Genomic DNA, 13,429 nt, shown 5'->3' on the forward strand with positions numbered 1-13,429 from the left:
CGCCCAGGAGCACATCAATGTCACACGCACGCCTGTCGCGCGGCGCTTCCGTCGCGTCGCTCTTACTCGCCCTGTCTCCTTCCGTCGCCTACGCTCAGCACACGCTGCCGCGCATCGATGTCGGCGGCGACCGGCGCGCGGCGTCTCGCGGGTCCAACGCGACGCTTGGCCCAGTCGCCGCGCCGGCGGCGGGGATGCAAAGTCCAATCGTCGCCCCCGGCTTCGAGGCCTCTCGCGCGAAACTGCCGATCTACCGGGATCCGCCCGGGCAGACGGTCACGACCGTCGATCATAAATTTCTGCGGCCGACGCCGATGTTCACGGTCCGGGAGATGTTGCAATATAGCCCGGGCGTCTCGATTCAATCGGGCAATTTTGCGCGTGAGGTCAATATTTCGATCCGCGGATCGGGTTCGCGGCTCGGCGTGGGTTTTCCTCTCGGCGTCCGCAACATCATGATGTACGAGGACGGCTTTCCGATCACCACGGCGGACGGCGTCGGCCGCACCGATATGCTCGATCCGCACGCTTACAGCGCCACCGACGTCTACCGCGGCCCTTCGTCGGCGCTTTTCGGCAACTACGCCTATGGCGGCGCCATCAATTTTCGCACCTTCTCCGGCGCGGAGATCGACGGCGTCGACACCGGCTCCGAATTCGGAAGCTATGGGTACATCAACAACTATGTCCGCGCGGGCAAGAAAGTCGTGACCAAAGGCCTTGGCGAATTCGACGTCTCCTTGTTTGCGTCAGATGCGCGCGGCGACAATTATCTGGCGCGCGGTCCCTATTCGGGAGATCAGGCCAGACTGCTCGCAAGATGGGCTCCGACGCCAGACGATCGGTTGACGCTGAAATACATATTCAACGACACTTTCGCGCAGTTCATGAATCGCCTTTCACAGGCTCAGTTCTATTTGAATCCCTTCGGCAAAAGCTACGGTTGCGCCATCGCCGTTCCCGCCAATCTGCCGTTTTGCAACAACCTCAACGTCCCCGCCAACGGCCTCTTTACCTCGGCCCGGGCGCCGCTGGTCAATCAAAGCGTTTGGCAGCTCGGCTCGCATATCCACACCCAACGCCAGATCGGCGGCTTCCGATGGGAGCACGATTTCGACAACAGCACGACCTGGCGGAGCCAGTTCACTTATGATTACTTCGACTATATCAACGGAACCTGGCCGCCCCCGAAAGTCGGCCCAGCCGCCTTGGGCGGCCTCGGCGGTCCGGTGGCGATCAGGGGCCCTTCCGTCGGCATCGACGCCAACACGACCATCACGAGCCACGCCGCGCTTTTCGGCTTCCCCGCGACGCATTATCTCGGCTTCTTCTACAATAACGTCAAAACCACGAACCCGCTCTTCAATCAGATCCCCAATGTCTGGAACTATGGCGCGACCGGCGGACCTGTCGGGAAGATCGACAGCTACACGTCCAATATCAGCCTGCGGGCGCGGGAGGAGATCGCCTTGACCCCGCAGTTGACCGGGGTGGTCGGATTCAGTTCGAACTGGAATCGCGTTTGGGGGGTCAACACCGTTTACACCTACACAGCGAATGGAGCGTTGAGCGCCCCACAACGGGTCGCCCTCGACAACGACTATTGGAACACGGCGCCCGAGGCGTCGCTGACCTATCGTTACAGTCCCGAGTGGCAGGTTCGCGCGCGCTACGCCGCAGGCTACGGAACCCCTGCCTTCGTCTTTCTCACCTCGACCCAGAACGGCGCCGGCGCGAATTCGGATCTGAAGGCCCAGACCAACATGGGCGTCGATCTGGGCGTCGACTGGACCCCCGCGCCAAATGTGATCGTCAGCGTGACCGGCTTCAACGAATGGTTCCGCAACGAAATCCTGACTCTTTCGAACGGTCTCGTCAGCTATCAGGCGAATATTCCGGCCTCGATTCACCGGGGCGTCGAAGCCAATATCGATTGGCGGCCGATCGATGGGTGGCGTTTCATCGCCGCTTATACCTTCAACGATCAATTCTTCACCAATTACTGGGATAATCTTGGCGCTGTCAGAGGGCAGTTCGTCTATTACAATCGCGCCGGCGCCAAAATCCCCAATGTCGCGCCGCACACGCTCACCTCTCGCGTCGGATACGATCAGCCGAGCGGCGATTTCAAGGGGCTCGGCGCCTATGTCGAGTATATTTTCAAAGCGGGGTACAGCATCGACAACGCCAATCTCACGTCGCTTCCCGGCTATGGGCTCGTCAATCTGAATCTCCATTACAATCGCGACATCGTGGACAGCTATATCAGAAACGTCGAGCTCTATCTCAACCTGGAGAATGTTTTCAATCGCACTTATATCGCGGGGTCTTTGGTGATGAGCAACACGCTGATTGCGGGGACGGTCGTCCAGACGCCGGGATTGCTCCTGGCGACGGCGCAAGGCGCCGGGATTGTCGCCGGACAGCCGAGATCCCTGGTCGGGGGAATCAAGCTGAAATTCTGATTACGCGTCTGACCGCGACGCAGTTCTTTGAAGGCGTCGAAGAGAGAGAGGAGCTAATGGCGATCGTCCTGTTCCTGGAAAACATGCATTGCGAGGGTTGTGCGCAGCACGTCATCGAGGCGGCGCGCAGCGTACTCCCTGAGGCCGACGTTTCTGTGGCGCTTCCGGCCAAGCAAGTATCAGTCGATCCCGCGCCCGCTGATCCGCGTCAACTTCTCGGCGCCATCCTGGAAGCCGGTTACGACGCGAAAATAGTGAGATAACAGATGGACCCTGATTTCATAGCCCGTCGCTCCGCCGCTCGTGCGCGTTTGGACGCGATAAATCCGCATATGAACGCCGATGGCGATCCGAGCGATCCCAAAGGGGACCGGTGGTTTGCAAAAGTGTACGAACTTGCGGGCGACGACGCCGCAAATGTTCCCTGGGCGGCTCTCGCGCCGAACTCCCTGCTCGCGGATTGGCTCACACGCCACGCGGTTCGGGGAAAACGCGTTCTCGACGTCGGCTGCGGACTTGGGGACAATGCGGAAGCTTTCGCCGCGGCGGGCGCGCAGGTTTGCGCATTCGACTATATCGAACGCGCCGTGGCATGGGCGAAGCAGCGATTTCAAGACAGCGCGGTCGATTACCGCGTCGCCGATCTCTTCGCGCCGCCGCAGGAATGGCGCGAAGCGTTCGATCTCGTGCATGAATGCTATACGTTGCAGACGCTCGGAACGACGATGCTCCCTGCCGCGGCAAGCGCCCTTGCATCGCTGGTTGCGCCGGAGGGACGTCTGCTCGTCATTTCCTCGGCGCGGGAGCCGGACGAACCGCAGTCCACGCCGTGGCGGCCGTTGACGCGCGACGAGATCGAAGGCCTCGCGGTCGACGGCCTGTCGCTCGAAGAACTCGATGATTTCCCGCAACAGGGCTGCCTCTCACGACGCTGGCGCGCAGTTTTTCGCCGCTCGCGGACGTCGGCGACGCGCGGCCGACGCGCCGGAGAATGATGAAGCGGACGCGAGGGAGCGCGGCACATGAGAAAGGAACGACCATTGCGCCATGACGCGCGCTTTATGCGCTTCGCACGCGCACGCGCGCTTCGCCGCGCCTTGATCCGCGTTGTTCTTTCGTTCGCGAGCATTTGCCTCGTAGAAATTGTTGGGCCGGCGATTGCGGAGGAGAGCCCGAGCCACGGCCTCGCCCTCTACGGGGAGCCCGCTCTTGCGAAAGATTTCGATCATCTTCCATATTCGAACCCGAACGCCCCGAAGGGCGGCAGGTTGAGGCTCGGAATGACCGGTAGTTTCGAGAGCCTCAACCCCTTCAATTTGAAATTCGCCTCGGCGCCGCAACTCCTGATCGGCAACGTCTACCAAAGCTTGATGGCGCGCTCTCAGGATGAGCCTTATAGTCTTTACGCGCTCATCGCGGAGTCGGTGGAGCTCGACGCAAAGAGAGAACATGTCACTTTTCATCTCGATCCGCGCGCGCGCTTTTCCGACCGGCGGCCGATCACGTCAGAGGACGTGCTGTTTTCATTCGAGCTTTTGAAGGCGAAGGGCCGTCCCGGACAGCGAGAGGCGTTTGCGCGCGTTCAGAAGATCGAGGCGTCGGATGAGAAGACCATTCGCTTCGACCTTGCCAGCGGCGCTGACCGGGAGCTGCCGCTCCTGCTTGCGGCAATGCCCGTTCTGTCCAGAGCGTCGACTGACGCCGCCCGTTTCGACGACGTTCGCATTGAGATTCCCATGGGGTCCGGCCCTTACCGCGTCAAGGAAGCCAAGGCGGGCGACCGCCTCCTATTGGCGCGCGACCCCGACTATTGGGCGAAAGATCGGCCGAGCCAAGTCGGTCTCTACAATTTCGATGAGATCGACGTTAGTTGGTATCGGGATGGCGACGCGCTGTTCGAAGCGTTGAAAGGGGGTCTCGTCGACTATCGCGAGGAAGGCGGCGCGTCGCGTTGGCTGACAGGCTATGACTTTCCGGCGATGACAGACGGGCGAATCGTCAAGGACACGTTGCGTCCGGGGCGGCCGGTGGGGATGTCCGGCTTCGTGTTCAATCTTCGCAATAAGTTATTCGACGATGTCCGGCTACGCGAAGCATTGGCGATGATGTTCGATTTCGAATGGGTGAACGCCAATTTCTACGGGGGCCTTTACAAGCGGACCTTGAGCTATTTCGATGAGTCGCCGTTTTCATCGTCCGGCCATGCGGCAAGTGAGGCCGAGCGCGCTTTGATCGCGCAATTTCCCGGGGCGGTGCGCAAAGACATGCTTGAAGGAAGCTGGCGCCCGCCGAAGCATGACGGGAGCGGCCGCGATCGCGCGATTGCGCGACAGGCGCTCGAGCTCCTCGCCCAAGGCGGCTACAAGCCGACGGAGGCAGGGGTCATGTCAAAAGACGGCCAGCCCGTCGCGTTTGAAATCATGGTTCGCGATCGCGAAGAAGAACGCCTCGCGTTGAATTTCGCCAGCTCGCTGCGACGCATTGGCGTCAATGCGCAACCCAGGCTCTATGACGAGGTCCAGTATCAGCAGCGACGTCGAAAATTCGACTATGACATGATGATCGGCCAATGGCTGCCAGCGGCGGTCCCTGGGGTCGAGCAGGCAGGACGATGGAGCTCGGCCAGCGTCGACAAGGAAAAGGGGACGAATCTCGCGGGCGTATCGTCGCCTGCGCTGGACGGGTTGATCGACGCGCTTATCCGGGCGCGCGGGCCGGAAGAACACCTTACTGCGGCGCGCGCGCTCGACCGGGCGCTGCTCTCCGGCTTTTATTTCGTTCCCTTGTTCCACACGGGCGAAATCTGGACCGCGCATAGCAGTAAGCTCGAGCGACCGCGCAATTTGCCGCATTTTCCAATGTATCCCTTTGGCTTCACGCTCGAGACGTGGTGGTTGCAACGATAGCGGAAGCTTGGTTCTCGTCGGGCAAAGTCGAACGGGCGCTGGTCTTGGGACTTTGGCGCGTCGCAGCTGATAGCTGTTGTCGGCGTCAACTGGCGCCGACCAGCTCCATCCTGACTCGGGCGACGCCCACCGAACGGATGCCGAGCGCCCGCGCCGCACGGGCGGAGACGTCAATGTGGCGGCCATGAATGAAGGGCCCACGATCAGTAATGGTGACGACAACAGAACGGTTGTTCGCCAGGTTCGTAATGCGAATGCGGGAGCCGAACGGCAGGGTCCGATGCGCCGCGTTGAAGGACCCGACGCCGGCTACGTTGCGACCGCTCGCTGTCTTCCCCTGCACATGGTAATAGGAAACATTGCCGATCCAACCCGCCTCAGCGGCGCAAGTTACGGTGACAAGCGCGGCAGCCGCAATGCACGTGCTTTTCGACGACACTTGCCTCTTCCCGCTCCGGAGGTTGCGCGTTTCACGCGGAGACGAGAGAAACAGCCGTCCGAAACTATTGTTCCCAAAAGGGGGGCTTCCTGATCTCCTGTTGCAGTGGCCGCTACACAGTGATTGATTTGTCCTTCCGTCTGGCCGTTGCTCCACGGCTTTAGCGATTGCATTTCTTACCGCGTCGGATCCGCGCCCGTCTTGCGACCGTCACATATTTCCGATAATCTGGAAATATGGATAATATAGACGCCATCGCCGCCCTGGCCGCGCTTGCCCAGACGACGCGGCTCGATACGTTCCGACTTCTCGTTCAGCGGGAGCCGGAGGGGGCGCCCGCCGGCGAGCTGGCGCGCCTGATGGCGGCGCCGCCAAACACCATGTCCGCCCATCTGAGCATTCTTTCCCGCGCGGGGCTGGTGAAGGGGGAGCGGCGCGGTCGTTCCATCATCTACCGCGCCAATCTGGCGCGCTTGCGGGAGATGACGCTGTTCCTGCTCAAGGATTGCTGCGGCGGAAGATCGGACGTCTGCGCGCCGCTCATCGCCGATCTTTCCCCCTGCCGCACAAAGGCCAATGTCGATGACTGAACGCGTCTACAACGTTCTCTTTCTCTGCACCGGCAACACGGCGCGCTCGATCCTCGCCGAAGGAATCCTGCGCAAGGACGGCGCAGGCCGCTTCAACGCCTTCTCGGCCGGGAGCCAGCCCAAGGGCGTCGTGAATCCTTATGCGCTGAAGACGCTTCAAGCCTATGATTACCTGACGGAGGGCTTCCGCTCGAAGAGCTGGGAAGAGTTCGCCGGCCCCGATGCGCCCGTCATGGATTTCGTCTTCACCGTCTGTGACAACGCGGCGGGCGAAGCCTGTCCGGTCTGGCCGGGTCAGCCGATGACCGCGCATTGGGGCATCGAAGACCCCGCCGCCGTCGAGGGCTCGGACATAGAGAAGCAGAAGGCCTTCAATCTCGCCTTCCGTTACATGAGGACGCGCATTTCGCTGCTGCTGGCGACGCCCATCGCCCGCCTCGACAAACTCAAGTTGAAAGCGCGCATGCAGGAAATCGGCGAGTCCGAAGGGGCGTCTCACGGCCACAAAGCGGAGGCGTGAGCGTGACGGCCACGATCGACGACGAGGCCGCGCGCTCGGTCTCGCCGCGCCCGAACACGCCCGACCGATCGAGAGAGAGAGTGACAACCATGAGCGAAGCGACCGCCGTCCCCAGCGCTTTGAGCGCAAGCAAGGCTCCGGCCATGGGCCTTTTCGAGCGGTTTCTGACGCTCTGGGTCGGCCTCTGCATCGTCGCCGGCGTCATCCTCGGGCAGATCATGCCTTCGGTCTTCCGCGCGATCGGCGCCGCGACGGTCGCCGAGGTCAATCTGCCGGTCGCCGTGCTGGTCTGGCTCATGATCATCCCGATGCTGCTGAAGATCGACCTCGGGGCGCTTGGACAGGTGAAGGAGCATTGGCGGGGGATCGCCGTGACCGTCGGCGTCAACTGGCTGGTGAAGCCCTTTTCCATGGCGCTGCTCGGCTGGATCTTCATCTCGCATCTTTTCCGGCCCTTCCTGCCCGCCGACCAGATCGACGGCTATATCGCCGGACTGATCCTTCTGGCCGCGGCGCCCTGCACGGCCATGGTCTTCGTCTGGTCGAACCTCGTTGACGGCGAGCCGCATTTCACCCTATCGCAGGTCGCCTTGAACGACACCATCATGGTCGTCGCCTTCGCGCCGATCGTCGCCTTGCTACTCGGTCTCTCGTCCATCACCGTGCCTTGGGACACGCTGCTGCTGTCGGTCGTGCTCTACATCGTCACGCCGGTCATCGTCGCGCAGCTTTGGCGGCGGACCCTCCTGGCCCAGGGCGGCGAGGCCGCGTTGAAGAAGACGCTGGCGCGGCTCGGCCCGCTGTCGCTCTCGGCCCTGCTGCTGACGCTCATCCTGCTCTTTGGCCTGCAGGGCGCGCAAATCGTCGCCCAGCCGCTCGTGATCGCCCTGCTGGCCGCGCCCATCCTGATTCAGGTCTATTTCAACGCCGGTCTCGCCTATCTGATGAATCGCGCCCTCGGCGTCGAGTGGCGCGTCGCCGGTCCTTCGGCTTTGATCGGGGCCAGCAACTTTTTCGAGCTGGCCGTCGCGACCGCGATTGCGCTCTTCGGCTTCCAGTCCGGCGCGGCGCTGGCGACGGTCGTCGGCGTGCTCGTCGAGGTGCCCGTGATGCTCTCCGTTGTCCATATCGTCCGCCGATCGCGCGGCTGGTACGAGCGGACGGCGTGAGACGGTTTGCGAACCGAGTTGCGCCTCGATGGCGGCCGTCGAGGATCGGCGCTCGACGCCGTGATCTCCAGCCAGAATGGATCATCGGCTGGCTGGCTGACGAGGGCCGTGACGGTTGCGGCGCTGGCCAGCCTGCATCCGTGACGGCGCGGGGCTGAATTTTCGTTTCGGACGCGCGGCCAGCCGCATCAAAGCTCCGCCGCCAAAGGGGAAAGCGCGAGACCATGATTTTCGTCGACTCGGCAGATAGAGCAGAGCTCTTGCATGCGCTTTCGCTCCCCTATGTGAAGGGTTTCACGACGAACCCGACGCTTTTCCTCCGCGCTCTGGGGGTCGAGCGGCTGCGCGTCGCGGACTATGTTTCGTTCGCACTGGACCTCGTCAGTCTTGCCGCAAGCGGGACGGCCGTGCGCGATGTCATGATCCAGGGAGTTGGCGCGCCCGACCAAATCCCGACTCAGGCGCTCGCCTACAAAAACGCTCTGCGCGACGAGCGTGACAAGAACTTGTGGATCAAGCTTTTGCCAACTGCAGACCATCTCTCGCTTTGCCCCGAGCTCGCTTCTCTCGGTTGCAAGACGCTGGTCACCGCCGTTTTCACTCCGCTCCAGGTCCAGGCGGCGCTCGAGAGCGGCGCGGACGGCGTCGCCGTCTATCTCGGCAGGCTCATGAAGAACGACGAGTCCTGGGAAGGGAAAGTGGAAACGATCGCGCGTTTGATCCGTCTGCGCGAAAAGACGTTGCTCATGGCGAGCCTGTCCGACCCGTCGAAAGTGGAGATCGCGCTGCGTTACAGCGACGAACTTACGGCGCCCTTTGCAGTAATAGAGCGGTTGCTGCACTCTCCCTTTTCGAGCGCGGCCATCGATGCGTTCGGCGCGCAAGTAACAGATTGATAAGGGCGTAGCTTAGCGTCTGATCCGATTGAGACCGGGCGTTGTTTTTTTTGGAAAGTTGCGTTGTTCGAGACGTCATGCGGCGAAGCTGTAAAGGCCAGGGGGATCACGCCATGGGCGTCGAGTCGATCATCTTCTACTTGCTTCTCGTCGACGCGATCGGCGCAAACATAGTGGCGCGCTTCGGGAGCAAGTGGTATGCGCAGAATTTCCGCACACTCTCGCGTTGGTTTCCGCCCGCCGAAGGCTGGGCGATCTATTACCTGGCGCTCGTCCTGTGGGTCGGCTCGCTGCTCTACCGCGCCGGCAAGCTTCTTTAGTCGCTTGCTGCGGCTGATCGCGCGGCGCGTCGGCCCTGACAGATGCGCGCGACGCGCTGCCGACGAACGCGTTTCTCGCGGGGCGTGATTGAGCGTATAATGGGGCCTTCGGCGCAAACTTTGCCGACGAAATTGACGAGGTCCTCCTATGTGGCGCGAGGCGACAACCGACATGCGCGGGCCCAGAAAGCCGAAGCGGCCCAGCGCCTATTCCGAAGGCGAAGACGAGGCTGCGAAACTCGTCGAAACGGAAATGACCGATGTGGAGCGGGAGCTCCCCGAGACGGGGAACGAGCCCGTCGAACAGGTCGAAACCGACGAAACGGAGTCGCCGATCTTCGAGGAATAAGACGCGCTTTCGCCGCGAAGAAGCTGAAGTCTTTACTCCCCGAAAAGTGTAAAAAGGGGACTGAAGAAAGGCTCCTGTCTGGGCCGGTACGTTTCGCGCGCCCGATACAAGCTGCGGCCGCTGGCGTAATGTAAGGCGCGTCGTGGCGAACCTGTAATCGAGATGCTCGCGCCCTCTTCTTGAACCAGCTGGTAGAGCACCGCCGCGTTTCCGGGCGCCAATCTGACACAGCCATGCGACGCCGGGCGCCCCAATGCGCTGGTCGCGTAAGAGCCGTGAATCGCATAGCCTCCGCGGAAAAAGATCGAATGCGGCATGGGCGAATTATCGTATTTTCGTGAATAGTGCATCCGCTGGAGACGCGTCGCGGAAAAATGTCCGCGTGGCGTCACATATCCCGCGCGCGCGGTAGACACCGGCCAGGAGTAGCTCCCACGCGAGGACTCCACATTCATGGTCTGACTCGCAAGGTTGATATGGATGCGGACGCGCGCGCTGGCCTCAGGCGCACAGGCGAGCATAGCCATGACTGCGATCGAAAGGCCGTGGTGAACGCGCATCGCAAACTCCAACGCTCAAGTACAGGCTACGCTCTATGTCGGTCGACGACACAGTGTAAAATGGAGCCGTTCGCTTGGTTGACAATCAGGCGTCCGAGCCGCAGGCTCTCTTCCAATAGCCGATTTGGCCCGCGTTTTGTCGCGCGTCGCTGTGTCGAACACGCGCAGCGGCGGTCAAGCTCGGCGGGGGCCGAGCCCGCAAGCTGGCGACGCCTCTCCTCCCTCGAGCTGAAAAGACGTCGCTAGAGCCGCTGCTCGACCGCCAATATCGCTTGCTGCAAATCTGCGACGGTAATCGGCTTCACGAATTGGCGGTCGAAGCCCGCTTCGATCGCCTGCGCCTTGTCGAGCTCCCATCCGCTCAGCGCAACGAGATGGACGCGCCTTCCGTCCGGGAGCTCGCGGATGCGTCGCGCGGTCTCGAAACCGTCCACTCGCGGCATGCCGATATCCAGCAGGATCAGATGCGGCTTGTAGTCGGCAAGTAGCTCCAACGCTTCCTTGCCGCTGTAGATCACCCGGGCTTCTACACCGAGGCTCTTGAGAAACATGACAAGACTATCGGCGACATCCCGATCATCGTCGACGACAAGCGCCCGACATGCGACAGGACTCGTCCAACTCGTGACGTCCTGCCTGTTCTCTCTTTCATTCGGCGCTCCGCCCAGGAGCGGCAGACAGACCAGGAATTCACTGCCGAGCCCCGGACCGCCGCTATGCGCTTCGAGCTTCCCGCCGTGCTGATGAACGAGGCTGCGCGCGAGGGTCAGGCCAACGCCGAGTCCGTCTTGAGAATATCTGGGTCGGTTGCTCTGGTTGAACAGATCGAATATCGACTCGAGCTTCTCGGCGGGAATGCCCACGCCATTGTCGCGAACGCTTACGATCACATTCGCGCCGTCGTTCGTCGCGGTCACATCGATCCGCCCATGGGGGGCGGCGTATTTGGCGGCGTTATCGAGCAAGTTCGTGAAGACTTGCATCAAGCGGGCGGGGTCGCCCTCTATGATCGACGCTTCCGACGGGAGACTTAAGCCGATCTCCTGAACGCGCGACCGTAGCGATGGCTCCGCCGCCTCGACCGACTGGGTGACGATGCTCATGAGATCGACGCATTGTCTCCGAAGCTCGATCTTGCCAGTCTTGATGCGCGCGATGTCCAGCAGATCGTCGACAAGCCGAACGAGGAGATGAAGCTGACGATCCAAAATCGGGCGCAACTTCGGCATCGCCGCGCCGCCTCCGGGCTCGTTGAGCACGCTGAAGGCGTTGTGGATGGCGGCGAGCGGGTTCCGCAGCTCGTGAGCCAGCGCCGCTATGAATTCATCCTTGCGTTTGTCGGATTCGCGCAGGGTGCGCTCCATTTGCGCGCGCGCCATCGCCATCGACACATACTGGCTCAAGGTCTCCATGATCTCGATCTCCGAATCGTTGAATTCGGAGCGCGTTCGAGACCCGAAAGACAGCAGGCCAAACACCTCTCCCTGGGCGAGCAGCGGGTGACAGCAAAAGGCCGTGACGCCATAGGAGTCACGCAGTTTGGCGTGCAGGTCGTAGGCGGCGCAGGCCCTGCCGGGTTCGCTGTTGCGCGCAACCCATCCGCTCATGATCTCGCTGTAATCGAGCTGCTCGAATTCCCGAGCCTCTTCCTCCGGCACGCCGGCGAAGGCGTTGAGGCGCAGGGAAGCGGATTCCCGATCGAGGAGGAAGTTGAAGAAATACTGGCAATCGAGCTCGGCCATCGCTTTGCGGCAGATGTCCTCGACCACGACCTGCGGGTCCCCCCTCCGCAAGAGCTCGGCCGCAGCTTCGGATGTCAGCGCAGTGCTGCGGGCGCTTCGCCTCAGCGCATCCTCCATCCGCTTGATGTCGGTAATGTCTCGCGACACAGTCAAGTATCGGGCTGTTCCGCCGCCATCCGACAAGCGCGTCACGATGACGTCCCAAAATTTCGGCTCGCCGTTCGCCGTGGCGCACCACCCGCGAAACCGGCCCCTGCCTTCGCTCCTGGCCGCCGCCATGGCCTTGTCTACTTGCGGGCGAGCGCTTTCCGGCCACAAGATCCGCCACTCTTTCCCGCTGGCGGCGGCGAAATCGTCAACCGCCAGAAGATTCCGACACGTCTCGTTGATCAGAAGCAAGCGCCCTGCAGCGTCGAGAAGCCCCAAAGAGTCGGGACTGTTTTCCAGGATCGCACGCGTGAGATCCTCGGACGCCGGCAGGGAGGATTCAAGTTTTTCAGGCTGCATGGCAACGCTTTCACACGCCGCAGCTCGGATGCTCGTGACGCATTCAAGATCAAAGTTTCGCCGCTCGTCAAGTGCACGAACGCCGGGAAAAATAGCAATCAGTATTAGTACGGAGAGAGCCGTTCTTGGCGACCATCGGCGCCTTCGCTCCCCGAAAGCCGCCAAGCGCGCTCTTTCGACCGCTACATCGCCGTCGCCAGCAGGCGGCGACGGGATTCATATTGGAGAGTCCGACTTGGCGCTCGAGCGCCCTCGACGCCGCTGTCGGCGCCCTTTACTGCGCCCGGTAGTAGACCGTCTTGAAATAGGACCGAGCGTCATCCTGCGCAACGATAATCCTTACGTCGCCTGGTAGATCCGCAATCGCCTTCTGCGAGAAATTCATCGGCAGCCCGAGCGCAAACGGGATTCGCCGCGCCAGTGCGAATTCGATCAAGGGCGTCGGATCGGGAGCGAAATCCTCCCAGAGAAACTCGGCTTTGCTATTATAACTCGGCCCACCCCACGGCGGGTCGAGATTCAACGCGTCGAACTCGAGACGCTCAAGGACTGTAAATACGTCTGCATGCAAGAAGTCGATACGCTGGTCCACTCCATAGACTCGGGCATTATGCCGCGCCATCGACAAACGATGCGGTTCGACATCTGTCGCGACGACGCGCTTCCCGCGTCGTGCGAAAGCAATCGCCGAGCCGCCAATCCCGCAAAAAGCGTCAAGAATTCTGCGTCCGGGCAATATATCGGCCGTCTCCAACGCGAACCTTTCTGGCTTTACAGAAAATAGCCCCTCCTCATCCGTCTGGACGCCTTGATCCCACAACGAGAACAAATCGCGCCGCTTATCCCAATACCTCTGGGTCGCCGCGCCAAACGGGCTCAATGACGGAGTAAGGACATTCATACCTTTGCGGCCCTTCAAGGAGTTACACTGGCGTCGCTTAGTATCAATCTGCCGGCAAGACAGTG

The 13,429-nt window shown here is 61.6% G+C and carries 14 protein-coding genes; 10 read left to right on the top strand and 4 right to left on the bottom strand.

Annotated elements, in window-relative coordinates:
• Positions 1-17: 17 nt before the first annotated feature.
• From RVU70_RS20200 to RVU70_RS20215, 4 genes are all read left to right on the top strand, one after another.
• Complete coding sequence (locus RVU70_RS20200; RefSeq protein ID WP_363352121.1) at positions 18-2,465, top strand: TonB-dependent receptor domain-containing protein; 2,448 nt, start codon at positions 18-20, stop codon at positions 2,463-2,465.
• Between the two features lie 56 nt (positions 2,466-2,521).
• Positions 2,522-2,728, top strand: a complete 207-nt coding sequence (locus RVU70_RS20205) for a heavy-metal-associated domain-containing protein (protein ID WP_363352123.1) — start codon at positions 2,522-2,524, stop codon at positions 2,726-2,728.
• Positions 2,729-2,797: 69 nt separating this feature from the next.
• The gene (locus tag RVU70_RS20210) at positions 2,798-3,460 is read left to right on the top strand and encodes a class I SAM-dependent methyltransferase (protein WP_363352125.1); all 663 of its coding nucleotides are present in this window, start codon (positions 2,798-2,800) and stop codon (positions 3,458-3,460) included.
• A 285-nt stretch (positions 3,461-3,745) separates the two neighbouring features.
• Positions 3,746-5,371 (top strand): extracellular solute-binding protein, encoded by a 1,626-nt coding sequence (locus RVU70_RS20215; RefSeq protein ID WP_363352127.1) that lies wholly within the window; start codon positions 3,746-3,748, stop codon positions 5,369-5,371.
• Between the two features lie 85 nt (positions 5,372-5,456).
• Here the strand turns inward: RVU70_RS20215 and RVU70_RS20220 are convergent, their stop codons facing one another.
• Positions 5,457-5,810 (bottom strand): septal ring lytic transglycosylase RlpA family protein, encoded by a 354-nt coding sequence (locus RVU70_RS20220; protein WP_363352129.1) that lies wholly within the window; start codon positions 5,808-5,810, stop codon positions 5,457-5,459.
• A 236-nt stretch (positions 5,811-6,046) separates the two neighbouring features.
• Here RVU70_RS20220 and RVU70_RS20225 point away from each other — a divergent pair, with 236 nt between their 5' ends.
• From RVU70_RS20225 to RVU70_RS20250, 6 genes are all read left to right on the top strand, one after another.
• Positions 6,047-6,400: a metalloregulator ArsR/SmtB family transcription factor gene (locus RVU70_RS20225; protein WP_363352131.1), complete on the top strand. Its 354-nt coding sequence runs from the start codon at positions 6,047-6,049 to the stop codon at positions 6,398-6,400.
• Positions 6,393-6,920, top strand: coding sequence for an arsenate reductase ArsC (locus tag RVU70_RS20230; RefSeq protein ID WP_363352251.1), 528 nt, complete (start codon positions 6,393-6,395; stop codon positions 6,918-6,920). Before RVU70_RS20225 ends, RVU70_RS20230 begins: the two co-directional genes overlap by 8 nt.
• A 143-nt stretch (positions 6,921-7,063) precedes the next feature.
• The gene (gene arsB, locus RVU70_RS20235; protein WP_363352253.1) at positions 7,064-8,089 is read left to right on the top strand and encodes an ACR3 family arsenite efflux transporter; all 1,026 of its coding nucleotides are present in this window, start codon (positions 7,064-7,066) and stop codon (positions 8,087-8,089) included.
• 224 nt (positions 8,090-8,313) lie between these two features.
• Positions 8,314-8,985: a transaldolase family protein gene (locus tag RVU70_RS20240; protein WP_363352133.1), complete on the top strand. Its 672-nt coding sequence runs from the start codon at positions 8,314-8,316 to the stop codon at positions 8,983-8,985.
• Between the two features lie 77 nt (positions 8,986-9,062).
• Positions 9,063-9,305 carry a hypothetical protein gene (locus RVU70_RS20245; protein WP_363352135.1) on the top strand — a complete coding sequence of 81 codons (243 nt, stop codon included), beginning with the start codon at positions 9,063-9,065 and terminating at the stop codon, positions 9,303-9,305.
• Between the two features lie 172 nt (positions 9,306-9,477).
• A complete protein-coding gene (locus RVU70_RS20250; protein ID WP_363352137.1) occupies positions 9,478-9,654 on the top strand; it encodes a hypothetical protein in 177 nt (58 codons plus the stop codon).
• 32 nt (positions 9,655-9,686) lie between these two features.
• On the opposite strand, the gene RVU70_RS20255 is transcribed toward RVU70_RS20250, so the two are convergent.
• The 3 genes from RVU70_RS20255 to RVU70_RS20265 all read right to left on the bottom strand — a co-directional run bounded on the left by RVU70_RS20255 (position 9,687) and on the right by RVU70_RS20265 (position 13,364).
• The gene (locus RVU70_RS20255) at positions 9,687-10,214 is read right to left on the bottom strand and encodes a L,D-transpeptidase (RefSeq protein WP_363352139.1); all 528 of its coding nucleotides are present in this window, start codon (positions 10,212-10,214) and stop codon (positions 9,687-9,689) included.
• Positions 10,215-10,456: 242 nt separating this feature from the next.
• Positions 10,457-12,463, bottom strand: coding sequence for an ATP-binding protein (locus RVU70_RS20260; protein WP_363352141.1), 2,007 nt, complete (start codon positions 12,461-12,463; stop codon positions 10,457-10,459).
• 274 nt (positions 12,464-12,737) lie between these two features.
• Positions 12,738-13,364 (bottom strand): methyltransferase domain-containing protein, encoded by a 627-nt coding sequence (locus RVU70_RS20265; RefSeq protein WP_363352143.1) that lies wholly within the window; start codon positions 13,362-13,364, stop codon positions 12,738-12,740.
• Positions 13,365-13,429: the final 65 nt, after the last annotated feature.

This window comes from Methylocystis echinoides, assembly GCF_040687965.1.
Lineage (GTDB): Bacteria > Pseudomonadota > Alphaproteobacteria > Rhizobiales > Beijerinckiaceae > Methylocystis > Methylocystis echinoides_A.